Annotated in this window: 29 protein-coding genes, 1 tRNA gene and 1 pseudogene; 13 read left to right on the top strand and 18 right to left on the bottom strand. The window is 60.2% G+C overall.

Annotated features, from left to right (window positions below):
- Positions 1-81 precede the first annotated feature (81 nt).
- Both HBO05_RS27570 and HBO05_RS27565 read right to left on the bottom strand, forming a co-directional pair.
- Positions 82-969: a dihydrodipicolinate synthase family protein gene (locus tag HBO05_RS27570; RefSeq protein ID WP_169956779.1), complete on the bottom strand. Its 888-nt coding sequence runs from the start codon at positions 967-969 to the stop codon at positions 82-84.
- Between the two features lie 25 nt (positions 970-994).
- Positions 995-1777, bottom strand: coding sequence for an aldolase (locus tag HBO05_RS27565; RefSeq protein WP_169956777.1), 783 nt, complete (start codon positions 1775-1777; stop codon positions 995-997).
- Positions 1778-1934: 157 nt separating this feature from the next.
- On the opposite strand from HBO05_RS27565, the gene HBO05_RS27560 reads away from it, so the two are divergent.
- The gene (locus HBO05_RS27560; RefSeq protein ID WP_169956775.1) at positions 1935-2462 is read left to right on the top strand and encodes an XRE family transcriptional regulator; all 528 of its coding nucleotides are present in this window, start codon (positions 1935-1937) and stop codon (positions 2460-2462) included.
- A gap of 146 nt (positions 2463-2608) precedes the next feature.
- Here HBO05_RS27560 and HBO05_RS27555 read toward each other — a convergent pair whose 3' ends face one another.
- Entirely contained in the window at positions 2609-3625 is a 1017-nt protein-coding gene (locus tag HBO05_RS27555; protein ID WP_172314792.1) for a DUF4917 family protein, read from the bottom strand.
- Positions 3626-3751: 126 nt separating this feature from the next.
- Here HBO05_RS27555 and yiaY point away from each other — a divergent pair, with 126 nt between their 5' ends.
- Both yiaY and HBO05_RS27545 read left to right on the top strand, forming a co-directional pair.
- A complete protein-coding gene (yiaY, locus tag HBO05_RS27550) occupies positions 3752-4900 on the top strand; it encodes an L-threonine dehydrogenase (protein ID WP_170058369.1) in 1149 nt (382 codons plus the stop codon).
- A gap of 95 nt (positions 4901-4995) precedes the next feature.
- Entirely contained in the window at positions 4996-5670 is a 675-nt protein-coding gene (locus tag HBO05_RS27545) for an NAD(P)H-binding protein (RefSeq protein ID WP_169956770.1), read from the top strand.
- A gap of 10 nt (positions 5671-5680) precedes the next feature.
- Here HBO05_RS27545 and HBO05_RS27540 read toward each other — a convergent pair whose 3' ends face one another.
- Entirely contained in the window at positions 5681-6169 is a 489-nt protein-coding gene (locus tag HBO05_RS27540) for a DMT family transporter (protein ID WP_169956768.1), read from the bottom strand.
- A 68-nt stretch (positions 6170-6237) separates the two neighbouring features.
- On the opposite strand from HBO05_RS27540, the gene HBO05_RS27535 reads away from it, so the two are divergent.
- The 3 genes from HBO05_RS27535 to HBO05_RS27525 all read left to right on the top strand — a co-directional run bounded on the left by HBO05_RS27535 (position 6238) and on the right by HBO05_RS27525 (position 8518).
- Positions 6238-7164 carry a LysR family transcriptional regulator gene (locus tag HBO05_RS27535; protein WP_170058371.1) on the top strand — a complete coding sequence of 309 codons (927 nt, stop codon included), beginning with the start codon at positions 6238-6240 and terminating at the stop codon, positions 7162-7164.
- A gap of 66 nt (positions 7165-7230) precedes the next feature.
- The gene (locus tag HBO05_RS27530; RefSeq protein ID WP_170058372.1) at positions 7231-7872 is read left to right on the top strand and encodes a LysE family translocator; all 642 of its coding nucleotides are present in this window, start codon (positions 7231-7233) and stop codon (positions 7870-7872) included.
- 118 nt (positions 7873-7990) lie between these two features.
- Positions 7991-8518, top strand: coding sequence for a DUF4142 domain-containing protein (locus HBO05_RS27525; RefSeq protein ID WP_169956762.1), 528 nt, complete (start codon positions 7991-7993; stop codon positions 8516-8518).
- Between the two features lie 52 nt (positions 8519-8570).
- On the opposite strand, the gene HBO05_RS27520 is transcribed toward HBO05_RS27525, so the two are convergent.
- A complete protein-coding gene (locus HBO05_RS27520; protein WP_170058373.1) occupies positions 8571-8993 on the bottom strand; it encodes a low affinity iron permease family protein in 423 nt (140 codons plus the stop codon).
- On the opposite strand from HBO05_RS27520, the gene HBO05_RS27515 reads away from it, so the two are divergent.
- Positions 8992-9183, top strand: a complete 192-nt coding sequence (locus tag HBO05_RS27515) for a hypothetical protein (RefSeq protein WP_172314790.1) — start codon at positions 8992-8994, stop codon at positions 9181-9183. The two genes, HBO05_RS27520 and HBO05_RS27515, sit on opposite strands and share 2 nt — an antisense overlap.
- A 2-nt stretch (positions 9184-9185) precedes the next feature.
- Entirely contained in the window at positions 9186-9332 is a 147-nt protein-coding gene (locus tag HBO05_RS27510) for a hypothetical protein (RefSeq protein WP_169956758.1), read from the top strand.
- Between the two features lie 13 nt (positions 9333-9345).
- Here HBO05_RS27510 and HBO05_RS27505 read toward each other — a convergent pair whose 3' ends face one another.
- Positions 9346-9846, bottom strand: coding sequence for a methylated-DNA--[protein]-cysteine S-methyltransferase (locus tag HBO05_RS27505; protein ID WP_172314788.1), 501 nt, complete (start codon positions 9844-9846; stop codon positions 9346-9348).
- 114 nt (positions 9847-9960) lie between these two features.
- Positions 9961-10086 (bottom strand): annotated as a pseudogene (locus HBO05_RS27500) (type II toxin-antitoxin system HicB family antitoxin); the annotation flags it as partial.
- A gap of 147 nt (positions 10087-10233) precedes the next feature.
- Here HBO05_RS27500 and HBO05_RS27495 point away from each other — a divergent pair.
- The 3 genes from HBO05_RS27495 (at position 10234) to HBO05_RS27485 (ending at position 13791) form a co-directional block, all read left to right on the top strand.
- Positions 10234-11532, top strand: coding sequence for a hypothetical protein (locus tag HBO05_RS27495; RefSeq protein ID WP_172314786.1), 1299 nt, complete (start codon positions 10234-10236; stop codon positions 11530-11532).
- Positions 11533-11653: 121 nt separating this feature from the next.
- Entirely contained in the window at positions 11654-12394 is a 741-nt protein-coding gene (locus tag HBO05_RS27490; RefSeq protein ID WP_172314784.1) for a hypothetical protein, read from the top strand.
- On the top strand, positions 12391-13791 hold the full coding sequence (locus HBO05_RS27485) for a tail fiber domain-containing protein (protein ID WP_172314782.1): 1401 nt from the start codon (positions 12391-12393) through the stop codon (positions 13789-13791). Before HBO05_RS27490 ends, HBO05_RS27485 begins: the two co-directional genes overlap by 4 nt.
- 61 nt (positions 13792-13852) lie before the next feature.
- Here HBO05_RS27485 and HBO05_RS27480 read toward each other — a convergent pair whose 3' ends face one another.
- The 8 genes from HBO05_RS27480 to HBO05_RS27445 form a co-directional block, all read right to left on the bottom strand.
- Positions 13853-14068, bottom strand: a complete 216-nt coding sequence (locus HBO05_RS27480; RefSeq protein WP_172314780.1) for a hypothetical protein — start codon at positions 14066-14068, stop codon at positions 13853-13855.
- 163 nt (positions 14069-14231) lie between these two features.
- A complete protein-coding gene (locus HBO05_RS27475) occupies positions 14232-14531 on the bottom strand; it encodes a HigA family addiction module antitoxin (RefSeq protein WP_172314778.1) in 300 nt (99 codons plus the stop codon).
- 8 nt (positions 14532-14539) lie between these two features.
- Positions 14540-14818: a type II toxin-antitoxin system RelE/ParE family toxin gene (locus HBO05_RS27470; protein WP_172314776.1), complete on the bottom strand. Its 279-nt coding sequence runs from the start codon at positions 14816-14818 to the stop codon at positions 14540-14542.
- 216 nt (positions 14819-15034) lie between these two features.
- Positions 15035-16288: an integrase arm-type DNA-binding domain-containing protein gene (locus HBO05_RS27465; protein ID WP_172314774.1), complete on the bottom strand. Its 1254-nt coding sequence runs from the start codon at positions 16286-16288 to the stop codon at positions 15035-15037.
- A gap of 181 nt (positions 16289-16469) precedes the next feature.
- Positions 16470-16543 (bottom strand) — tRNA-Gly (locus HBO05_RS27460).
- Between the two features lie 128 nt (positions 16544-16671).
- Positions 16672-17556: an alpha/beta hydrolase gene (locus tag HBO05_RS27455; RefSeq protein WP_172314772.1), complete on the bottom strand. Its 885-nt coding sequence runs from the start codon at positions 17554-17556 to the stop codon at positions 16672-16674.
- A 296-nt stretch (positions 17557-17852) separates the two neighbouring features.
- Positions 17853-18545, bottom strand: coding sequence for a pseudouridine synthase (locus tag HBO05_RS27450; protein ID WP_170042873.1), 693 nt, complete (start codon positions 18543-18545; stop codon positions 17853-17855).
- Positions 18545-18757 (bottom strand): cysteine-rich CWC family protein, encoded by a 213-nt coding sequence (locus HBO05_RS27445; protein ID WP_169956749.1) that lies wholly within the window; start codon positions 18755-18757, stop codon positions 18545-18547. Before HBO05_RS27445 ends, HBO05_RS27450 begins: the two co-directional genes overlap by 1 nt.
- A gap of 218 nt (positions 18758-18975) precedes the next feature.
- Between HBO05_RS27445 and HBO05_RS29415 the strand changes: the two genes are divergently transcribed.
- Positions 18976-19335, top strand: a complete 360-nt coding sequence (locus HBO05_RS29415; RefSeq protein ID WP_262381469.1) for a hypothetical protein — start codon at positions 18976-18978, stop codon at positions 19333-19335.
- 58 nt (positions 19336-19393) lie between these two features.
- Here HBO05_RS29415 and HBO05_RS27440 read toward each other — a convergent pair whose 3' ends face one another.
- The gene (locus tag HBO05_RS27440; protein WP_169956745.1) at positions 19394-20506 is read right to left on the bottom strand and encodes an enoyl-CoA hydratase/isomerase family protein; all 1113 of its coding nucleotides are present in this window, start codon (positions 20504-20506) and stop codon (positions 19394-19396) included.
- A gap of 131 nt (positions 20507-20637) precedes the next feature.
- Between HBO05_RS27440 and ung the strand changes: the two genes are divergently transcribed.
- Positions 20638-21333 carry a uracil-DNA glycosylase gene (gene ung / locus HBO05_RS27435; RefSeq protein ID WP_170042872.1) on the top strand — a complete coding sequence of 232 codons (696 nt, stop codon included), beginning with the start codon at positions 20638-20640 and terminating at the stop codon, positions 21331-21333.
- Positions 21334-21396: 63 nt separating this feature from the next.
- Here the strand turns inward: ung and HBO05_RS27430 are convergent, their stop codons facing one another.
- Together HBO05_RS27430 and HBO05_RS27425 are read right to left on the bottom strand one after the other, a co-directional pair.
- Positions 21397-22434: an AbrB family transcriptional regulator gene (locus tag HBO05_RS27430; RefSeq protein ID WP_169956741.1), complete on the bottom strand. Its 1038-nt coding sequence runs from the start codon at positions 22432-22434 to the stop codon at positions 21397-21399.
- Complete coding sequence (locus HBO05_RS27425) at positions 22427-23941, bottom strand: tripartite tricarboxylate transporter permease (protein ID WP_169956739.1); 1515 nt, start codon at positions 23939-23941, stop codon at positions 22427-22429. Before HBO05_RS27425 ends, HBO05_RS27430 begins: the two co-directional genes overlap by 8 nt.
- Between the last annotated feature and the right edge of the window lies 1 nt (position 23942).

Raw genomic sequence — 23942 nt, 5'->3', positions numbered from 1 at the left:
CTGTGGGAGCGGGCTTGCCCGCGATGGCGGTATGTCTGATCCACCGCTATCGCGGGCAAGCCCGCTCCTACAGGGGGTGTTTTAGCGCAACGCGGCCAGCAGCTTCTGCAACTGCGCCTGACCCGCCATGTCCAGTGGGAACACCGGCAACCGCGGATCACCCACCTCCAGCCCGGTCATGCGCAAACCGGCCTTGATCGTCGCCGGCAAGCCACCCTTGAGGATGAAGTCCAGTACCGGCAACTGCCGATAGAACAGTTCGCGTGCCCGGTTCAGGTCGTTGGCCTGCACCGCCTGGTACAGATCCAGGTTGAGCTGCGGGATCAGGTTCGGCGCAGCGGTGCACCAACCCTTGGCCCCGGCGGCGAACGCTTCCAGGGCCAGTGGATTGCAGCCGTTGTAGAACGGCACCTGGCCTTCACCCTGGCGGTACAACTGGTGCATGCGCTGGATGTCGCCGGTGCTCTCCTTGACCATTGTCACGTTATCAACGCTGTTGACGATGCGCAGGATCAACTCCACCGACATATCCGTGCCGCTGGTGGCCGGGTTGTTGTAGAGCATGATCGGCACACCAACGCTGTCGCCGACGGCCGCGTAGTGCGCCAGGATCTGCGCTTCACTGAGCTTCCAGTACGACGTTGGCAGCACCATCACCACATCGGCACCTTCGGCTTCGGCAAAACGTGCGCGGCGCACGGCCTTGGCGGTGGTCAGGTCGGACACGCTGACGATGGTCGGCACGCGCCTGGCGACTTTTTGAATGCTGTAGGCGCTGACTTCATCCCACTCGGCATCGCTCAGGTAGGCGCCTTCACCGGTGCTGCCCAGCGGCGCGATGGCATGCACGCCGCTGTCGATCAAACGGTCGATGGAGTGGCCCAGGGCGTCGAGGTCAAGGGTGCTGCCGTCGGCGCTGAACGGGGTGATGGTGTAGCCGATGATGCCGTGAATTGTAGGGCTGGACATGGAATGTCTCCGGTCGAAAAAGGCTTCAGTTCAGGCAATCGGCGTGTTGGCGCAGGTTCTGCCGAGCGTAGTAGTTGAACGCGGCGCCGTGGCGCTTGGGCTTGGAGATCCAGTCATGGGCCTCGCGTCCCAACTGCGGCAGGATCGGCTTGACGGTCCCGGCGGCCATGGCCAGCAATTGCAGTTTGGCCGCCCGTTCGATCAGTTGCGCGATCACGCAGGCTTCTTCGATGGTGCTTCCGGTGGACAACTGGCCGTGGTGCGACAGCAGGATGGCGCGCTTGTCGCCCAGGGCCTCGGTGATGATTTCGCCTTCTTCGTTACCCACCGGCACACCCGGCCAGGCTTCGAGGAACGCACAGTCTTCGTACAGCGGGCACAGGTCCATGTGTGACACCTGCAGCGGTACTTCGAGCATCGACAGCGCGGCGATGTGGGTCGGGTGGGTGTGGATGATGCAGTTCACATCCGGCCGGCCACGGTACACCCAGCTGTGAAAACGGTTGGCCGGGTTGGGCATGCCGTGGCCTTCCAACACTTCCAGGTCTTCGTTGACCAGCAGCAGGTTGCTGGCGGTGATTTCATCGAAACCCAGGCCCAGTTGCTGGGTGTAGTAGGTGCCAGGCTGCGGGCCGCGGGCGGTGATCTGCCCGGCCAGGCCCGAGTCGTGGCCGTTCTCGAACAGAATACGGCAGGTCAGGGCCAGCTTTTGCCGGTCGGTCCACGTATTATCCGCCAGGGTACTTTGCATCTGGGTCAGCGCTTGCTTGACCAGTTGTTCTTTGGGGAGTGCTAATGTCTTGGCCATATCGGTGTCCTTTGGGTGGTTCATTGGACGTCGATTTGCTGGTTCCCGCTGCTCGCAAGGTCGTTGGGTTCTGCAAATGACACTAAAGAGGCTATATGACACAATGTGTCATTGGCAAGCAATAATCATCGCCTCCTGCTTGGATTAATCGCTGCGCATGTCTATCCGTTTGAAATTATTGAGAAAAAAACTCGGTGTCACCTTGGAGGCATTGGCCGAAAAATCCGGGATGACCAAGAGCTACCTGTCCAAAGTCGAACGTGGCTTGAACACCCCGTCGATTGCCGCTGCGCTGAAACTGGCCAAGGCGTTGAACGTCAAGGTCGAGGAGCTGTTCAGCGAAGACAGCGTCAGCCTCGACAGCTACAGCCTGGTGCGCAGCCACGAGCGGCCCGACACTGCACCGGGTTACGCGGTGCTGGCCCACCAGGTCAGTGAGCGCAGCCTGCTGCCGTTTATCATCTACCCGCCGGCAGAATTCAGCGACAAGACCTTCAAGGAGCATTTGGGGGAGGAGTTTCTGTTTGTGCATGAAGGCCGGGTGGAAGTGGACTTCATGAACGAACGGGTGCTGCTAGAGCGCGGTGATGCGTTGCACTTCAATGCACAAAAGCCCCACCGGATCCGCTCGGTGGGCGAGGTGCAGGCGCAGTTGCTGGTGGTGGTGCACAGCGCCGAAGAATAGGCCTGGAGCGCGGTCAATGTAGGAGCTGGCTTGTGTGGGAGCGGGCTTGCTCGCGAAAGCGGTGTGTCATTCAACACATCCAGCGTCTGACCCACCTCTATCGCGAGCAAGCCCGCTCCCACATGGGGTCTCCAGTTAGGCTGGGATCAGTGCTCGACCGGCACCGACAATGCCGGCTTGCCCAGCGCATGGCTGCGCGCCGCAAAGAACCTGAGCTCCACTTCCATCCCCTCAAACAGCCCGGCAAACCTGCGTTTCTGCTGTTGGATAAACCCGTCGCTGCGGCCAAATACCGAGATCGCCAGGGTCTTGATCTTCGACCGGCGAATCGCCTCCACCAAGTGCCCGTCCTGTTCGCTCAGGTGATGGCCGAAGATGCACAGCGCACCTGCCTGTTCCAGCAATTGCTCATAGCAGAACGCCAGGTAATCCGAACTGCGAATGCTTTTGAGTTTCTCGCTGCTGGGGCCTTCGTTGATGAACAGCGGTACATCGTCGAGGGTCTTGATGGTGTTGTTGATGGCAAAACTGCTGAGCAGCGTGCTGTCGGTGGACGGCAATTTGCGCGCCGAGCCATCCAGGTTGCGCACCAGGTGCAGGCCGCCGTGCAGGTACAGGATGCGCGTTGCGGCGGTTGCGGTATCGCGCAAATCAAAGCGAGATTCGGCGCCGCGAAACAGGTCGTCGATACCCGGCGTATGCAGAATCGACCAGTAGTTGAGCAGGTCGTAATTGCTGGTGAACACCGTCTTGTAGCTCGCCAGTTCCTGGTTGATCGTGGCCAGGGTCGACGGCTGCACCAGGCGCCAGGGGATATGCACGGCGTGGATGGTATTGATCAGCGCTTCCTTGATCGCGTAGTAGCGATTGCGCGGCGCGGCAGAGCTGACGGCCAGGGCTTTGTTCACGCGGCTGGTGGTTTTCAGGGCGCCCAGCACCTGCTCGAAGCTGCGGGTCTGCATCGCGTCAAACACGCTCAGTTCGGAAGCGCTCAGGGGCTTTTCTTCGACGGTGCGCGCGTTTTCAAACAGCGAGTCGTAGGCAAAATCTTCCCACACTGCGCGACTGGCACCGTTGCCGATCAGGATGGCGTCGAAGGCGATGCTGTTGCGCAGTGCGTTCCAGTCTTCAAGGGCGGCGTCGATATCCTGGAAATCCTTCATTGCGGCGGGTCTACTCAAAAACGGCTGGGTGGTGACTTTATCACGGGCGGGCGTTGATCTTGGTCAAGATGCCGCAGGCGGGTGGGGTTGATGCTGTAGGCATCAACGTATCCCCGAGGGTTCATCATGAGCAGCACGTTCTTCATTCCCGCCGTCAACATCATGGGCATCGACTGCCTCGACGAAGCCATGAGCGCGATCCGCAATTACGGCTTTCGCAAGGCGCTGATTGTCACCGACGCCGGCCTGGCCAAGGCGGGCGTGGCCAGCATGATTGCCGAGAAGCTGGCAATGCAGGACATCGATTCGGTGATTTACGACGGCGCCAAACCCAACCCCAACGTGGAGAACGTCGAGAACGGCCTGGCGTTACTGCAGCAAAGTGCCTGCGATTTCGTGGTGTCGTTGGGTGGTGGTTCGCCCCATGACTGCGCCAAGGGCATTGCCCTGTGTGCCACCAATGGCGGGCATATCGGCGACTATGAAGGGGTCGACCAGTCGAGCAAGCCGCAGCTGCCTTTGGTCGCGATCAACACCACCGCCGGCACCGCCAGCGAAATGACGCGTTTTTGCATCATCACCGACGAAACCCGCCACGTGAAAATGGCCATCGTCGACCGTAACGTCACGCCGCTGCTGTCGGTCAACGACCCGGCGCTGATGGTCGCCATGCCCAAGGGCCTGACCGCCGCCACCGGCATGGACGCGCTGACCCACGCCATCGAAGCCTATGTGTCCACGGCGGCCAACCCGATCACCGACGCCTGCGCGATCAAGGCCATCGAGCTGATCAGCGCCAACCTGCGCCTGGCCGTGCGCGACGGCAGCGATATGGCCGCCCGGGAAAACATGGCCTACGCGCAATTTCTCGCCGGCATGGCCTTCAACAACGCCTCCCTGGGTTTTGTCCACGCCATGGCTCACCAGTTGGGCGGCCTCTACGACCTGCCCCACGGCGTATGCAACGCGGTGCTGTTGCCCCATGTGCAAAGCTTCAACGCCAGCGTCAGCGCGGCACGCCTGAGTGACGTTGGCCGCGCCCTGGGCGTGACCGACAAACACGCCACCTTCGAAGAGGGCGCGCAAGCGGCCATCGCGGCGATCCGCTGCCTGTCCCAGGACGTCGACATCCCCGCCGGCCTGCGCGAACTGGGCGCCAAGCTGCAAGACATCCCGCTGCTGGCCACCAACGCCCTCAAGGACGCGTGCGGCCTGACCAACCCACGGCGGGCGGATCAGCGCCAGATCGAGGAGATTTTCCGTAGCGCGTTTTGAGTGGGGCAGCGGCAAGTAGCAAGCTTCAAGCGACAAGCTGTTAACCTGAGCACCTCGTACAGCGCTTAACTTGAAGCTCGCCACTGAGGCCCCCTATGAGAGTTCTGCTATTCGGCGCCACCGGCATGGTCGGCCAGGGCGTGTTGCGTGAGTGTCTGCTGGCCGCTGATGTGCAGGAAGTGGTGGCCGTAGGGCGCACGGCGTTGACCCAGGAGCATGGCAAGCTGCACCAGGTGTTGCATGCCGATATGTTCGACTTCCAACCCCTGGAGCATCTGCTGCAAGGTTTTGATGCCTGCCTGTTTTGCCTGGGGACGTCGTCGGTGGGCATGGATGAAGCCACCTACACCCGCCAGACCTATGACCTGACCCTGGTCGCTGCCAGCACCCTGGCGCGGCTCAATCCGCAGATGACCTTTGTGTACGTGTCCGGTGCCGGCACCGACAGTTCCGAGCAGGGCAAGGTGATGTGGGCGCGGGTCAAGGGCAAGACCGAGAATGCCTTGCTGCGCCTGCCGTTCAAAGCGGTGTATGTGTTCCGGCCGGGGATCATCCAGCCGCTGCATGGCGTGCGTTCGAAAACCGCGCTGTACCAGACGATCTACAACCTGATCGGGCCGCTGCTGTCACTGGTGCGTCGCGTGCGGCCGGCCTGGGTGGTGAGTACCGAGACCGTGGGCCGGGCGATGCTCAGTGTGGTCCGCCATGGCGCACCGCAACCGGTGATCGAGCCTGCCGACATCCATCGCCTGGCCGCCGAGGGGCGGTGATGGCTGTGGCTCAGCCCGCAGCGGCCAGGGCCTTGGCGGGCGCGGTGCTGAACTGAATCAACGCCACCCCACCGATCAGCATCAGCACGCCGAGCAGGCGCGGCGCGGTCAGTTGTCGTTCCACCAAGCCAAACAAGCCAAAGTGATCGAGTAACAACGAGGCGAGGATTTGCCCGGTCATGGCCAGGGCGATAAATCCCGATGCCCCGAGTTTGGGCAAAAGGACCAGGGCCAGGGAGATAAAACACACACCGAATGCGCCTCCGGTCCACATCCACAGCGGCGCCTTGCTGATAAAACCGAGGCTTGGCAGCGGCAGGCGTAGCGCCAGGATCACTGGCAACAGCACCAGGATACTCACCAGCAGTGAGGCCAGGGTCGCCCACAACGGATGCCCGAGGCCGCGCCCGAGGTTGGCATTGATCGCGCTTTGAAACGGCACCACCGCCCCGGCAATCACCGCCAACAGCAACAAGCCCAGCCAATGCAACGTGGTCATGATCAATCTCCCAAAGGTTTTACTGGACTGTACGGTATTCGTCGCGCAGATTTAAATTCCAAGTTCTTATGCTGAACATGCATGCCATGAATGATTTGCGCCGCATCGACCTCAACCTGCTGGTGATCCTGGACGCCTTGCTCAGCGAGCAGCACGTCACCCGCGCCGCCGAGCGCCTGCATCTGAGCCAGCCGGCGGTCAGCCACGCGCTGGCGCGGTTGCGGGATCTGCTGGGCGACCCATTGCTGGTGCGCCAGGGTGGCGGCCTGGTCGCCACCGCCCGCGCATTGGAGCTGGCGGCGCCGCTGGCCGATGCGTTGGCCCAGGTCCAGTCGTTGCTGGCGCCGAACCGCTTCGACCCGGCGTCGGCCAGGCGTACGTTTCGCCTGGCCATGTCCGATTACGGCGCGGCGCTGCTGTTGCCCGGGCTGGCACGGGCGCTGCGCGAGCAGGCGCCGGGGATTGACCTGGCCATCACCCACGCCAGTCGCGAAGGCATGCAGGAAGGGGTGCTCAGTGGTGAGATCGACCTCGCAGCCGGGGTATTTCCCGACCTGCCCGCCGAGCTGCGCAGCACGCCGTTGTTCGAGGAACACTACGCCTGCCTGGTCGACCGCGACAGCTTGCCCGCAGGTGGTGTGCTCGACTTGCCCACTTACCTCGCGCGGCCCCATGTGCTGCTGGAAATGCGCGGTAGCGGCACTCCGGAAATCGAACGGGCACTGACCGCGATCCGTGAACGGCGCCACGTGGCAATCAGCCTGCCCCACTGGGGCATTGCACCGCAGTTGATCCAGGGCACTGACCTGATCCTCACCGTGTCTTCCCAGGGGCTGCTGAACATCGACTCCCGGCACTTGCTGGTGGTGCCGCCGCCGTTCCATATCCCGTCCTTCGGTTTTGTCTTGGCCTGGCATAAACGCCGTGGCGGGGATGGCGCCTTGCAGTGGTTGATCGCCCAAGTGCAAGACGTGTTGGCCAAACGCGCGGCCTAGCATTGCAGTGCCGGATGGATTGTGCACAATCGACGCGCCCCTCTTATTTATCTGAGCGTGTTACCCATGACTTCATCATTGCTGTTTGCCGTCATCGCCTCGGGCTTTATTTATGGCATCACGCCGGGGCCCGGGGTGCTGGCGGTATTTGGCATTGGGGCGGCACGCGGGCGTCGGGCCGGCGCGGGATTTTTGTGCGGGCACCTGTTGGGTGATGTGGTGTGGTGTAGCACCGCGTTGGTGGCGATTGTCGGCGCCCGGGAAATCGGCAGCAGTGCGTTTGATGTGTTGGGTGTGCTCAGCGCCCTGTATCTGTTTTGGCTGGGCATTCGGGCGATTCGAACCCGCAGCCGCAGCGGCGAGGCTGCCCAGGGCGCGGCGCGCCATCCGTTCTGGCACGGCATTTTGTTTGGCCTGACCAACCCCAAGGCGTACCCGGTGGCCGTGGCCACGTTCACCGCGTTGCTGTCGAGCCGGGCCGAGTTGCTGACCTGGGGCATGTTGCCGTGGTTGATTGTCCTGAGCTTTTTCGGTGGCCTGCTGGCTTACGGGATCCTGATCGGCGTCGTGGGCGCGCGGCAGGTGCGCACGGTGTATCAGCGCCATGAAGTGCTGATCACCAAGCTGTGCGGCGTGATGTTCATCGGTTTTGCGATCAATGCCCTGGCCCACGCATTGCCGGGCTTGCTGGGCAGTAAAACCTCCTGATCAGCGACGACCGTTCGTCGCACCAGCAAGTTTTTTCTAAACCTTTGCATCCCTGAAAATTCAGATTCAGGGCGGGGCTCGTTCCCCGGCATGTCTTTATTACCTGGAGGAACCCACCATGAGCCGCATGGCTATCCGGTTACGCACCGCCACTTTCGCGATGCTGCTGGGCCTCGGCGCCAGCAATGCTTTCGCCCAAGGCCCCGCCGAATTCATCGAACAGGCCTCGGCCAAGGGCATGGCCGATATCGAAACCAGCCGCATGGCCCACGCCAAGACCTCGTCCCAGGAGATCAAGGACTACACCATCGAGGTCATCAACGAACGCACCCTGGCCAATCAACATTTGGCGGCCATTGCGAAAAAACTCGACCTGCCAGTGGCACCTCGCGACCAGATCGTCGACAAGGCCGAAACCCTGATGCCTGAACTGACCGATGGCGATTCCTTCGACGCCGCCTACACAGCCCAGCAGGTCAAGGCCAACGAAGATGCAATCGCGCTGTTCAAGCAGGAGGGCGCGGCGTCGGACATCCCCGAAATAAAGGCATTGGTTGACGAAACCCTGCCCAAGCTGGAAACCCGCCTGGAAAAAGCCCGGGCGCTGGCTTCATCCTATGGCAAGAGCCGTAACGGCGACGGTTGATCGCGGGCCTGGTCATGCAAGCGGCGGTTGGAGCTGATCCAACCGCCGTTTTTTATGCCTGGTTCAGGTCGGTCTTGACTGAGTCGCCTGGGGCCGCTGCTGTGCTGTCGCCGCCGAGGCTGACGGTTTGGCGCTCGCCCAGGGAACGGTATTCGCTGCGCAGTTTTTCCAGGGCTTTGAAGTCCAGGCCATCGAGGCTCAGTACCGCGTTCTGTGCATCCTTGGTCACCCGCAGCAACTCATCAATCTTGATATGCAACATGTCGCTGTCACGGTTCTGGGTGTTCTGGATCAGGAACACCATCAGGAAGGTGATGATGGTGGTGGACGTGTTGACCACCAATTGCCATGTGTCGTTGTAGTGAAACCAAGGGCCGCTGACGCCCCACAGCACAATCAACACCACTGCCGCAAAGAAGGTACGGGCGCTGCCTGCCCAGCGGGCCAGGGATTGGGAAAGGGTCGAGAACTTCATGGTGATGCTCCAGGTCAGTGCTGATGAAAGTACTGACCGTGGCGGCACGCTGAAATTTCTTTTTACAATTGTCGACCTGCATGAATTTGACGGGGCTGTGCAACCGTTGGGCAGGTTCGAGGCGCAGGCATCGAACCCTGCTGGTGTAGACCGGTCACTATTTCATCACCCCGTCAAAATGGAAGCGTGATCATGAGCCTCTCTCGTACACTCTGCCTGGCCTGCTGCCTGGTGCTGTTGCAAGGCTGTTTCGACAGTTCTAACAATGAAACCCAAGACAACACCGACGGCAGCAAATCCTCGGTGCAGTTGAAGGATTCCAAGGCTGATCAGCCCTAGCGCTTGGTGGCTGTCAGAACAACGACCTTGTAGCCTCGCCATCCTCGAGGGTCAGCAAATACTGCTTGGCTTCAAGCCCGCCGGCAAACCCGGTCAGCCCGCCCGAAGCACCGATCACCCGATGGCAGGGCGCGACGATCGAAATCGGATTGCGCCCGTTCGCCGCACCGACCGCGCGCACGGCCTTGGGGTTGCCGATCTGCGTAGCGATCTGGCTGTAGCTGCGGGTCTCACCGAAAGGAATGGTCAACAGTGCGCTCCAGACTTTTTTCTGGAACTCGGTACCGTCGAAGTCCAGTTCCAGCTCGAAGCGGTCGCGGGTGCCGGCAAAATACTCGTTCAACTGTCGCTCGGCCTCCAGCAGCACCGGGCTGTGGTTGACCTCTACCAGTTCGCCCAGGCGCACACGGTTGGCGCGCTCGGTTTCCCACAGGATGGCGGCGAGCCTGCCGTTGCGGGCAACCAGGGTCAGTTGGCCGACGGGGGAGGGCATCAGTTTGTATTCACACGGCATGAGTGGGCTCCTTGTTGCGCGGATCATTTAGCGGACAGGCCTGCACTTTAGCGCTCATCGCGGGTGGGTGAACTACGTTTCTTGCGGTCAAATTCGGCGGTGTCACCGCTGTTGTTACAGTAACTTCAACGCTGGCGACGCGAGGAACCCCGAGCGGCTTTTTTCTTCCGGGGGATGCAGTACGTACCCGTCAATTCGGTTGAGCAAATAGCCAGGCAGCGTGATGTTGAGCTTCTGCGCCGGCAGGTGCTGCAAGCAAGCAGTGTATGAGCGCGGGACAAGGCTGCAGGAGGGGGGGGGATTGCGGGTTTTACTGGCAAATTCCAGGCATAAAAAAACCGGCCACATGGGCCGGTTTTTTCTTCATCCCCAACCCCGGCGAAGCAGGTGGGCGGCGAGCTGTTCAACGAGGGTTTCGAGGGGGCGCTACCGTCCAACGGGTTCACCAATCAGCGTAACGACAACGCCAGCGGGCCGTTGCTGCTGGATTTGAGCGTCATTCCCCAGCGCCTGGCCCAGCACGTTCACGACCTGACGCACCGGGAAGCGCTGCAGGATGCCCACCGGCTGACCAAAGATCCTCAAATCAGGGCGGTGCTACTCGACAAGCTCGGCCCGCGCGGCGCGGATTCGTTCCTGCCGTGGTTGAAGGCCATAGCCAACGACCGGAACCCACCGGAAACCGGCAACTTCAATCGGTTCCTCGACGCGGCCAGGACAAATACGTCCATCGTGGGCCTGGGCCTTTCCAGCACCACCGTGCTGGCGCAGGTCGGCGGCCTGATCCCGGGCCTGCTGTACGTCAAGCCGAAGCTGTTGGCTCAAAGTCTGCTCGATGGCATCCGGTCGCCCGTCGAGACGTACCGCATGATTACCGATGCATCGCCGGCAATGCGCCTGCGTTGGGATATGGAGGACGGCCGACTGGCTTCAAGCATGGCCGACCTGATCGGCAAGAACGCATTTTTCCGCAAGCGTGACGACCTGGTGCGGTTCTCGTTCAACCTGCTGGGCTATCTGGATCGCGGCATTTCCGGCGCAATCTGGATGGCCAGTTACCGCGAAGGCCTGGCCGCCGGCAAGGAAGCGTCCGCCGCTGCGCTTGATGGCGACAATGCGGTGCGCCTATCTCAGGGCGGCACCGGGGCAATGGATATTGCTGCCATCCAGCGCAAGGACCAGGGCGCGGCCATGCGCCTGCTGACCATGTTCTATACCCCGTTCTCGGCCTACTACAACCATAATCGCGACCTGGCCTTCGAAGCAAAGCAGGGATCGCGCACGGTGGCCAGCGCTGCCGCTGCAATGCTGGCCGTGGCGTTCTTCCAGGGCGTGGTGGGCGATCTGCTTACCGGCAAAGGGCCGGACGAAGACGAGAACACCGCTGCATGGATGGCAAAAAGCACGCTCGGGTTTGAGGTTTCCGGGTTCCCGGTCATCCGCGACACCATCGGTGCAGCACTCAGTGGTCACGCCGGCTCGCTATCGCCGGCATGGCAGGCCATCAACGCAGGTCGCCAGGCCGCTGGCGCGGTTACTGGATTGGCTACTGGCGATAAGGATGCAGGTGCAGCAGCCAAGTCTGTGGTCATCGCTGGCGGCTATCTGTTGGGCGTACCGACAAAACCGCTAACCCGCCAGGGCTCGTACCTCTGGAATGTTGCCGTGGGCGAGGAAACCCCCTGAAGACGCCGCCGAGTTCATTAAAGCCCTGTTGCACGGGGCCCCGAAAAAGTAAGTCCGCAGCAGCCAACGAAGCCCGCCACTGAGCGGGCTTTTTTTCGTCCCGAGAAAAGGAGTCACGACAGTGACCATCAATACAATCAGCAGCATTGCGGAGTTCGATACCAACGGGGTTACCACCAACTTCCCGTTCTACTTCAAGTTCTTGGCCAATGAGGACTTGGTCGTTAACTACGTTGATCCGCTGGGCGTTAGCTCAACGCTGACCCTCGGCACGCACTACACCGTGAACGGCGCTGGTAATGGCCAGGGCGGGAGCATCGTCACGACCTCGGCGCTGGCCGGCCCTGGCCAACTGGTTGTGTCCAGGGAAATGGAGGCTTTCCAGCAAACCAGCCTGCGCAACCAGGGCAAGTTTCTGGCGGAAGTCCACGAGGATGTGTTCGACAAGCTGACCATGCTCATTCAGCAGGGGCTGGCCACGTTCACGCGGGCACTCAAGCGGCCACTGGGGCGCGACTATTTTTTTGCTGAAAACCGCCGCATTACCAGCGTCAAAGACCCGATTAGTACGCAGGACGCTGCTACAAAATCTTCAGTTGAACGTGCGGTATCTATAGAGGCCGCCGCTCGAGCCGCAGCAGATGCAAACCTGCAAGCTCAAATGAGCGGCTCAATACCCCCTGTCGCATCTCCGTTCTCAGAGATTTCTTGGCACGGACAAATTGTTCAGAGCAGCGTAACGATCCCTCCCAACAAAAACGCTTGGTCATTCGGCCCTGTTATGTCAGTTGCGGCCGGTCAAGTAATAACAATTTCTGATGGTTCATTCTGGACCATCGCTGATGGAGAGCTGAACTCATGAGTACGTTAAGAGCCGATAACCTTCAGAGCTTGGACCAAGCCCACAACAAGGCAGTGGCTTCACTAGTTGACGACAAGAGCCTGGTTGATCGTGTCAACTACGACAGTGATGCCGACTTTGTTGAGGCTAAAGCAGGTCTACTCAGTATTGACGAGAAGAAGCGTGTTCGTGCGCCTTACATAATTGCCGGGGATGAAGAGCTTTCCGGCGGTGCGCAGCGTGATGCAATCGTGGTGGGCAGGACCGTAGAAGGCTTGACTGACTGCCATGCATTTGCTGATAGGACCGTGATTGACGGCGTAACTGACTACGGCGGATATGGAACATTCGACGGAACAACTATTCTGCGCGGTAGTAACGCACAAGATCACATGTTCACTTTTCAGGACAGGAACAGTTACGAGGGGTCTGGTAGCATCCAAGCTTTTTACGGGATGATCTTACGGCCCACGCAGTACGGAACTGGGCATATTGCCTCCCGAGTTCACATAGATGTGACTGGACTTAGGCAGCCTGATAGCGCGGGTGGAACCTGTACATCTGAAGCTGCAATCAATGTACGGCAAATGTCTGTCGCGGACTCTTCCGTGGTGCTCCGTACGGATCAAGCTAAAGTGCCTGGGAAAGAATCCCTTAACATTTTCTTTGCGGGAGATGCGCCCAGCGTTATGGTTGGGGCCCTTAAATTAGGGAAAATGGGGCTGCCCGGTAGCATTTTTGAGGCTACAAGCCCGGGTGTTGGTAGTGCAACAGCGTTTATCGAATCCTCGCCAACATCCGTATTTTTTGGCTCTCAAGCTGATGCGGCTATATCGTTCTACGCCAATGCCCTACCTCGACTCGAAATTCTAAGTGGGGCAAGCGGGGGGACTGTACGCCCCGGAACAGCTAACACTCAGTTGCTCGGTGACTCTGGCCGGTATTGGTCTGGTGGCTACTTCGGAACTGCTCCGCAAGTTGTTTCTGATGCTCGTAAAAAAACAGAAGTAAGGAAGTTGTCGGTCGCCGAAATTAAAGCCGCGAAAGAGCTAGTAAAGGAAATAGGTATTTGGCAGTTTCTGGAATCTATCAGTGATAAAGGGGCTGATGGCGCTCGCCTCCATGTAAGCATGACAGTGCAGCGAGCTATTGAGATATTCGCAAGCAACGGCCTGGATGCAATGCGTTATGGGTTCATCTGCCATGACGTGTGGGGCGACGAGTTTACTGATCATCCAGCCGAGACAGTTGAACACCCTGCGACAGATGACAAGGGAACATGGACAGAAACGGTCAAAGAGGCATGGACAGAGCAAACTAGAAAGGCAGGTGACCTCTACAGCTTTCGCGAGCAGGGCTTGCTGTTCTTTATGGCGGCCGGCCTTGAGGCTAGGATTTCAGCGCTAGAGGACGCATAAACACAGGAGATAATATCCCGGTCCACACTGATTACTGGGCCGGGATTTAAATCTTCCGTTTTCAAATGCAAGAATCTTCTTGGCTTCTGGCGTCGCGGAAATTTTTCCATTCCGCTTCAAGCTCTTTGTTTTCGTATTCGTCGCCTGGGAATCTTGAAAAACTTCTAGGCCCCTGTAATTTTTCAAAGTCTTCCCGGTAGTGATTTTCAATACCGCCGAATGTCTTTTCATATATTCCAACTACCTTTGAGGCGAACAGCATGATTTTAGTTATCATTTAATTACCTTTCAGAGGGAGGGGCGGGAGCGGTATTGGCCCGTCAAACAGGCGTCATTTTACAGGCGACCAGGAGAGGTGTCAGGGGCTGATGCGGAGCATGGCTTGGCATCAGCCTTGAGGCATGAAAAAGCCCGCACGATGGCGGGCTTGCAAGGTTGCCTCATGCAACTAGACGATGTACTGCTACGGCAATCTCTTCTCCATGCTCTTGCTCGGCCTTGCGCAGCTCGTATGCTGTTTGCAGGTTTAGCCAGAACTCTGGAGTGGTATCCAGGCAGACAGCCAAGCGCAGAGCCATGTCAGCAGATACGCCGCCACGCTCCAGCAGGATATTATTTACGGTTGGGGTAGAAACACCCAAAGCGCGGGCCAAGGCAGCGGCGCTAAAGCCCATTTCGCTCTGGAAGTCCTCGCGAAGAACCTCGCCAGGATGTACGGGTCGCATGCCATTCTTGAACATGATTCACCTCAGTGATAGTCGACAATTTCAACGTTTTCAGGGCCGTTATCGGTCCATATAAAGCAGACTCGCCATTGCATGTTGATACTGATGCTGTGCTGGCCCTCTCTGTCACCCTCCAGGGAGTGAAGTCGATTTCCAGGTGGTGAGCGCAAGTCCCTAAGCTCTTTCGCTGCATCCAGTGCGGCCAGTTTGCGCTCTGAGACTGACTTGATGTCGGCCCAGCGCCTTGTCCTGCCAGTGGTGAAAAGCGCTTCCGTGTCGGCGCATGCAAAGCTTCGAATCATGGTTTTGAATGCTTAACGTTATTCGTTAATGCTGAGTATACGCCCTTCGATGCGGTATTCAACTGATTGTTGGATAGGCGGTTCGACGGAGCATAGGCGGGCGCCATCCAAGATGCGGAAGGGGCGGTTTGCATGACCTCCCTTTCTCCGGCGTAACCGGGGGCAAATTGATTTCGGGGCGAATTCTACAAGCGAACGCCGGTTTGTGTCGTGTTGCTATCCCGCGTTGACCTTTGCTTGGAATGCTGCGCGCTGGTCGTCGGTAATGCCGTCCCTAAGTGCGTCGAGGTAGTCGGCGTACCACTGAACCATTGCCTGGCGCTGTGGCAGGTAGATCGCCTTGTCATACACTCCCTTAAGCCCTGGCTTCTTGTGGGCCAGGTGCATGTCTCTCCAATGCTCTGGCCATCCGTGCTCCGACAAAAGCGTTTCGCAGGTGTGCCGGCTACCGTGGCCGGTCATCCGGCCTTTATAGCCAATCAGCGCAAAGCACTTGTTGATTGAAGCGTCGGATATGACCGGCACCTTTTCGCCGCTGGAAGGGAATAGGTAACGCGACCGGCCAGTAAGCCTCTGTAGATCCTTGATTATCTCGATGGCCTGGGTAGGAAGCGGCACGATGTGGTCGCGCCTCATCTTCACGCCCGGTACGGTCCACAGCCCCGCATCTAAGTCCACCTCTGTCCATTCCGCCCAGCGCGTCATGCCTGGCCTCGATGCAGTCAGCAGCGTCAACCATGCCGCCGTGCGCACGATGGTCCCGCTCCGCGATTCGCCCATCGCTCGCAAGAACTCTGGCAGTTCAGGTTCTAGCAGGTGCGGGTATTGCGATTCCTCGGGGGCCTTTTCAGCAATGTCGATCAGGTTGCTGGCCGGGTTGTTCTCGGTCATGCCCTTGGCGATGGCCAGGCCAAATATCTGGTTTACCCATACACGGACCTTCTCGGCGGTGTTGTGAGCGCCGCGGCTCTCAATGCTTGCCTGAAGGTTGGCGCAGTCCGCCCGGGTGATCCGGCTCAGGGGCTTGCTACCAAGCGCCGGCAGTATGTCGTTGGTCAACGCTCCGTTGATCCCTGCCAAAGTTTTCTCGGCCCGCCCGTCTTTGATCTTCTTTTCAAGCCACTGATCAGCAGCGGCCTTGAACGTGTTGGCCTCGGCGGCATCCCTGGACGCCTTGAGGGTGGCTTTGTGGGTGATTGGATCAACGCCTTCTGAGTTCAGTCGCTGCGCTTCCTGCGCTTTCTCCCTGGCCTTTTTGGCGGTCACGTCAGGATAAGAGCCGAGGCCGTGCCATCCCCATTTGCCATCGGGCTTCTTGAAGCGGAGTTCCCAGCGCTTACGGCCCGTGCTGCCGACCACGAAATAAAGCCGGTCAATTCCGTAGTTCTCGCGGTACTCCTTTGCCTCTGGCTCAAGGGAGGCCAGCACCGTGTCGGCCAATGGCCGGCGCTTTATCTCGGTTCGTTTCATGCGGGTTTCTTGTATGGTTTGGTTCGATGTTTTGCGCGCCATACATGCCGCCATACACGGAATCAAGGATAAGCGGACACAAAAGGGAATAGCGGGGAATAGCAGGGATAGGGTTTTGATCAGTGTTCTAGGGGGTTTAGTGTGTTGCGGGAGGGGGCGGGACAGGGAGGGAATAAGAATGTGGAGCGGGTAGAGGGAATCGAACCCTCAACTAAAGCTTGGGAAGCTTTCGTTTTGCCACTAAACTATACCCGCTCAGAGCGGCTGACTTTGTACCAGAACTGCGCGGCGATTTGAAGTTTTTCTTTGAAAAATGTGCAAGTTGCGAGCGTCAGCCGAAATGTTCAGGCAACCCTGGGCAGTCGTGCCCACCCAGGTCGCATTCAAATCGCCAGTGCATGCAGGGCCTGGCCCAGGTGATACCGCAGTCGATTCACCGACTGTTCCGGTTTCAAAAAGCCCATCAATGCCTGCCGGCTGTCGTTGCACGCGGCCTTGTGCTCCATGTCCAGGAAGTGCCCGGTGGCCTGGATGGTGCCGAAGCTGCTTTTGGCCACATGTTGCCCGAACAGTTTGGCGTCTTCGGCGCTGGTGTATTCATCCCACTCGCCGTTCAAGAACAGCACTGGAATGTCGATCTGCCGTGCAGCCTTGAGGTAGCACTGGCGGTCGCTATTGAGCACCTGGCTGATGTGATAGTGCATCTGCCCGTACTCGTGCTCGGCCAGGGTGCTGACGTGCCGATAGTTGAAGCGCTTGAACAGCGGCGGCAGGTGTTTGCCGATGGTGCTGTTGACCAGGTTGCCGACGCTGTGGCGGTCGAGGTTGCCGAGGTAGTCGACGCCACGTTCCAGGTAGTCGCGCATCGGCGCGTTGATCAGCGGCGAGAACGAGCTGATCACGGCTTTTTCCACGCGGCGAGGGCGCTGGGACAAGGCGACGAGGGTGGCGACGCCGCCCCAGGAAAACGACAGCACATGCTCGGCGGCGAAGTGGTCGATGAGTTCCAGGAGGATCTGGCCTTCAATGTCCTTCGTCAGCATTTGCTCATGGCGGTTGTGGGCTTTGGAGCGACCGGCGTAGGGCTGATCGTACAAAACCACATTAAATTGCGGGTACAGGCTTTTCACGGTCTGGGCGAAAGACGCAGTGGTGGCCATGGAGCCGTTGACCAGGATGATGGTCTTTTGAGCAGCGTCCGCGCGATAGAACTCCGTGTAAACCCGATACTGACCCTGTATATCCAGCACAGCGATTTCTGGCCTCATGTCGTAAGACTCCTGGCAAGCGGGTGGTGCGCGCAGATCACTCTGCACGAGCTTTGTGACAGGTAGGCATACGCCTTGAAAGGAGGCCCATGTCGGTCCGATGAAACTGGCCGACGGGTGTTGTTATGGCGGGCAACTTGCCATGGCCCGCACGTCAAGCGGTGTGGGCAGGCACAGTGTTTCTTGGAAGGTTGGGTGACTCGCCAGTCAGAATGCGGCTGGCGTTTTGATTCAAGCAGGAGGCGGGCCAGGTCGCAAGCTTCACCCCGCAGTTTGGGCTATCACCGGCTGAACGGTCATATCTGGCAGATTTCCGCGTCGCTCAGCGGCCGATACTGGCCGGGAGCGAGCCGTTCATCCAGCACCAGCGGCCCCATGCATTCGCGATGCAGGCGTATCACCTTGTTGTCGAAGTGCCCGAACATGCGCTTTACCTGGTGATAACGCCCTTCAATGATGCTCAGGCGCGCGCTTTTGGGGCCCAGCACTTGCAGGTCGGCCGGTTGGGTGGTCAGGTCCTCGAAGGCGAAGTACAGGCCGGCGCGGAACGTCGCGGCATACTCCGGGCCAATCTCCTGTTCGGTCTCGACGTAGTAGACCTTGGGCAGCTTGGTGTGGGGCTGTGTCAGGCGTCGGGACCACTGGCCATCATTGGTGATCAGCATCAGCCCGGTGGTGTTGAAGTCCAGGCGGCCAGCGATATGCAGGTCGCTCTTGTCCGGCTCATCCAGCAGATCAAGGACAGTGGGATGCTGGGGATCGACAGTGGCACTCACGCAGCCTTGTGGCTTGTGCAGCATGAAATAACGTGCGGGTTTGCCCGCTTGCAGGATCTGGCCATCACACTCCACACGGCTGAACTCGCGAACGTCCTGGCGCGGGTCGGTAACCGGCTGCCCATCGACGCTGATCCGGCGCTCTGCCAGTAGCAGGCGCACTTGCTGGCGATTGAAGCGGGGCAGGTTACTGAGGAAGCGGTCGATACGCATTACCGGGGCTCGACCCCGCGCAATTGGGCGTCGACCTGGGCACAGCGCGGGCACAGGCAGGCCGTGTTGCGCAGTTCCGGCGCCAGGGCTTCGAGCAGCTTGGGGTCGATGGTGACGCTGTAGCACCAGCAGGCACGGTCAGCGGTGCGCGGGTCGGCCAAGGTGCAGTCGTTGCGGGCGCCGCAGGCGGGGCAAAGTGTGGGAGTGGTCATCGGTCGGTTCAGGCGTAATTCAGTCATGGTCCCGGTGAAACCCGGTGTCCCTGGCACGATACAGGCCTGGGCGGTTTATTGCGCCACAGATGTATCAATCTATGTCTAAGTCGCACCAGATTCGGTTTTTGATGTCTGATCTTCTGTCATTCAGCCAAAGCTGTGTGGCGCCCCCCAGCGTCGCTGGTGTGTGCTCTTCCGCGGTCCAGGAGGCCGCCATGTATCGTCGATTGCTCCTCAGCGCTGTGCTCGGCTTGACCCTTTCTGCCTGCGTGCCTTTTTACGATGGAGGCTCCAGCTACTATCGATCCGAAGTCTATACCGCGCCCGCGCCGGTCTATTACTACGGCGGTGGCCCGTCCTACCAGTACCGGCGGGGCTATTACGCACCGCCACCCCGCTATTACCCGGCGCCGCGCTATTACCAGCCGGCCCCCCGTTACTATCAAGCCGGGCCAAGGCCGGGTTACCGGCCTTACCCCAGCCAGAGTTGGGGTGACCACCGGGGCAATGGTGGCCAGGGGCATAGAGGTGGCCGGGGCGGTGATCATGGAGGAGGCCGTGGCGGGCACAGGTAATCCGCTTCTCTTTGAAACGGCGCGTCATGCGCCGTTTTTTGTGGCTGGCCGCCACATGTCATCGATCCGACAGATCTGCCAGCGGATGCCGTCCTTCCCAGGCCTTGTGAAAGTGCGCCTCGACCACGGCCTCGGGAATGCGCTTGATATCCGGCCAATGCCAGTGGGGCTGCTGATCCTTGTCGATCAGGCGGGCCCGTACTCCCTCGCTGAATTCCGGATGCCGACAGCAATTGAGGCTCAAGGTGTATTCCATCTGGAAAACTTCTGACAGGGACAGGTGCCGCGCCCGTCGGATCTGTTCCCACACCAGGTGCGCGGTCAGCGGGCAGCCCTCGCTCAAGGTCTTGCCGGCCCGGCTGAAGAGCGGGTCGGCATGCTCGCGCAGTTGGCTCAAGGCGCGCCAGGCGCACTGCACGTCGCCTACATCCAGCCATTCGTCGATCTGTGGGCGTCGCGGCAGCCACTGTGGTTCTGGCTGCTGGCTGGCAGCTTCCTGGGCCAGGGCCTTGAACAAGCTGTTGAGCTGCATCGCGGTCTGCTCCTGCCAGTTCAATTGCAACAGGCCTTCGAGCATTTCGCCCTGTTGTTCGTCCAGCAGGAAACGGTCTGCCAGGCCCAGGTCGAGGGCGTCGCGCCCATTCATATGGGCGCCGGTGAGGCCCAGGAACAGCCCCAGTTTGCCGGGCAGGCGCGAGAGGAACCAACTGGCGCCCACATCCGGGTACAGGCCGATGCTGATTTCCGGCATGGCCAGGCGGCTGCTCGGGGTGACGATGCGGATAGCGGCGCTTTGCAGCAACCCCATGCCCCCGCCCAGCACATAGCCATGGCCCCAGCAAATCAGCGGCTTGGGGTAGGTGTGCAGGTGGTAGTCCAGGCGGTACTCGGCCGCAAAAAACTGCGCGGCCAGCGCCGGCACTTCACCCGGGTGCTCTCGGCAGGCCTGGGCCAGGCTGCGCACTTCACCGCCGGCGCAAAATGCCTTGGCACCGTTGCCGCGCAGCAGCACGCAGACGATCTGCGGATTGCGCGCCCAACTGTCCAGGCGTTCGCCCAGGGCCTGGATCATCGGGAGCGAGAGGGCATTGAGGGACTTTTCCGCGTCCAGGCTGGCGATGCCGATACGGGCACCGTCTGTGCCAGTGAGCTCTTCGAAGTGCAGATTCATCATGACCTCAATCGGTAAATTGAACGTTGAGTATGATCCCTTCGGGGGAAAGTGCCGGTTCTGCGTCAGATCAATTGACAAGTGGAGTGGGCTTTCCTAGGGTTCGCCCATTCTTTTTACATGATGTGTTTCTGATGACTGCCGACGACCGTATCAAACTCGAACCGAGCTGGAAACACGCCCTGCGCGAAGAGTTCGAGCAACCGTACATGACCGAGCTGCGTGAGTTCCTGCGCCAGGAACATGCGGCGGGCAAGGAAATCTACCCGCCGGGCCCGCTGATCTTCAATGCGCTCAACTCCACGCCGCTGGACAAGGTCAAGGTGGTGATCCTCGGCCAGGACCCGTACCACGGCCCCGGCCAGGCCCATGGCCTGTGCTTCTCGGTACAACCGGGCGTGCCGACACCGCCGTCCCTGGTCAATATCTATAAAGAGCTCAAGCGCGACCTCAATATCGACATCCCCAGCCACGGCTGCCTGCAAAGCTGGGCCGACCAGGGTGTATTGATGCTCAACACCACCATGACTGTGGAGCGCGCGAATGCCAACGCCCATGCGGGCAAGGGCTGGCAGTTCTTCACCGACCGGGTGATCGAGTTGGTCAGCGAGCATCAGCCGCACCTGGTGTTCCTGCTGTGGGGCGCCCATGCCCAGGGCAAGCAAAAGCTGATCGACGCGACCAAACACCTGGTGCTGACCTCGGTGCATCCGTCACCGTTATCGGCTTATCGCGGGTTTTTGGGGTGTGGGCATTTCAGCCGGACGAACAAGTTTCTTGAGCAGAACGGCGAGACGCCGATCGAGTGGCGAGTGCCGCCGCTCTGATGTTCAACACCTGAGGAAGTGGGAGCGAGCAAGCCCGCTCCCACATTAGGCTGGTACCCGGTTCTAGAGGGTGCCCGGCTGGCGGTTCCAATGGCGGAATAACGGCTCCGCGAGGAACAACACAAACAACAGCCGCATCACCTGCATCGCCGTCACCAACGGCACCGACAGTTGCAAGGTTTCCGCCGTCAGACTCATCTCTGCAATTCCTCCTGGCATCATCCCCAGGGTCAGCGAACGCAAATCCAACTGCGTCAACGCACTCAGGCCCACCGCCGCCAGGGTGGCGATCAACATGGTCAGCAGCGTGCCGATCACCGTACGGCCCATGAACGACGGTGCCCGGCGGAAGAACTGCCGGTTGAAGTGGCAGCCCAGGCCGCTGCCGATCAACCATTGGCCGATCTGGCTGCCACCATCGGGCAGGCCGATGTGCAAATCCCAGGTGATGCTGGCGATGGCACTGACCAGCAACGGCCCGAACAACCAGGGGTTGGGTTGGCGCAGGCGCTGCCAGCCCCAGGCCACCAGGGCGCCGATCGGAAACAGCAAGGCCAGCCAGGCCCAATCCACGGGCGCCGGGTGAAACTGTGGCGCACCGCCGCCCAGCAAATACTTGAAGATCGCCGGCACGCACAGCACCACCAGCAACACCCGCAGACTCTGGCCAGCCGCCACGCGACTGAGCACCGCGCCATTGCGCGCGCCGAGGTTGACCATCTCCCCGGACCCGCCCGGCATGCTTGAGAAAAACGCCGTGGCGCGATCCTCACCGCTGCGGCGCATCAACCACACGCCGACAATGCTCGACAGGCTGGTGACCAGCGCGCCGAAGAAGATCAGGCCAAAGTGGCTCATCACCTGCTCGATCACCACCGGGGTGAAGTGCAGGCCGATGCCGATACCCACCACCCATTGGCCGCATTTGCGCCCGCCGGGAATTTCGGCCAACTGCCAGGGTGTGAGGCAACGCACCAGGATGATCGCCAGCAGCGAGCCGACCATATACGGCAAAGGCCAGCCGATCAGGCTGGCCAGGTAACCGCCGGCCAGGCCGACCAGCGGTGTTCCCCACCATTGTTTAAAGGTGACTTCAGACATCGGCCACGGCGCGACGCTGCAGGGCCCGTTTGCGGTAGATGCGGATCAGCGGGAAGGCCAGCATCAATGCCGTCAGCACCCAGACACCAAAGGTGATCGGGCTCGACCAGAGGATCTGCAGGTCACCGTTGGAGATCGACAGCGCCCGGCGCAGGTTCTGCTCCATCAGGCCGCCGAGGATAAAGCCCAGCAACACCGGCGACAGCGGGAAGTCCAGCTTGCGCAGGATGTAGCCGAAGATACCGATGCCCACCATCAGGAACAGGTCGAAAGTGGTGGCGTGCACCGCGTACACACCAATCGCGGTGATGATGGCGATCACCGGCACCAGCGCCCAGTTCGGCACGGCAAGGATGCGGGTGAAGATGCGGATCATCGGGATGTTGAGGATCACCAGCATGATGTTGGCGATAAACAACGAGGCGATCAGGCCCCAGACGATATCCGGTTGCTGTTGGAACAACAGTGGGCCCGGCGTGATGTTGTACAGCGACAGCGCGCCGATCATCACGGCGGTGGTGCCTGAACCAGGTACGCCGAGGGTCAGCATGGGGACCAGGGCGCCGCAGGCGGAAGCGCCGATGGCGGTTTCCGGCGCTGCCAGGCCGCGCATGTCGCCCTGGCCGAATTTGCCGCTGGCACCGGCCAGGCGTTTCTCGGTCATGTAGGCCACAGCTGACGCCAAGGTGGCGCCCGCACCGGGCAGTACGCCCATGATGAAACCCAGCAGGCCGCAACGGATATTGACGACGAATACCGAAGACGCTTCCTTCAGGTTAAACATCATCCGCCCGGTGGCCTTGACCGCTTCCTGGCCGCGGTGGGTTTTTTCCAGCAGCAACAGGATCTCGCTGATGGAGAACAGGCCCAGGACCAGCACTACAAACTGGATGCCGTCGGTCAGGTGAATGTTGTCCCCGGTAAAACGGTACACGCCGCTGTTGGCGTCGATACCGACTGCCGAGAGAAACAAGCCGATCAGCGCGGCCACAAACGTCTTCAGCGGTTTGTCACCGGCCATGCCGCCCAGGCAGACAATGGCAAATACCATCAGGACGAAATATTCCGCCGGGCCGAAGGCAATCGCCCATTTGGCCAGCAGCGGGGCAAACAGCACCATGCCGCAGGTGGCGATAAACGCGCCGATAAACGAACTCCATGCCGACAACGACAGCGCCACGCCGGCCAGGCCTTTGCGGGCCATTGGGTAGCCGTCGAGGGTGGTCATTACGGTGGAGGCTTCGCCGGGGATGTTCAGCAGGATCGAGCTGATACGCCCGCCATATTCACAGCCCAGGTACACGGCTGCCAGCAGGATCAGCGCCGATTCCGGCGGCAGGCCCAGGGCGAAGGCGATGGGGATCAACAACGCCACGCCGTTGATCGGGCCTAGGCCCGGCAACAGGCCGACCACGGTGCCGATCAGGGTGCCGCACAGTGCGGTCACCAGGTTGTAGGGGCTCAGCGCGACGCCGAAACCCTGGCCCAAATAGCCAAAAGTATCCATA

This window comes from Pseudomonas sp. WS 5079, from assembly GCF_012985465.1.
Classification (GTDB): Bacteria; Pseudomonadota; Gammaproteobacteria; order Pseudomonadales; family Pseudomonadaceae; genus Aquipseudomonas.
The sequence above is the reverse complement of the archived record's forward strand: the minus strand, read 5'-3'. Positions and strand labels throughout refer to the sequence as shown.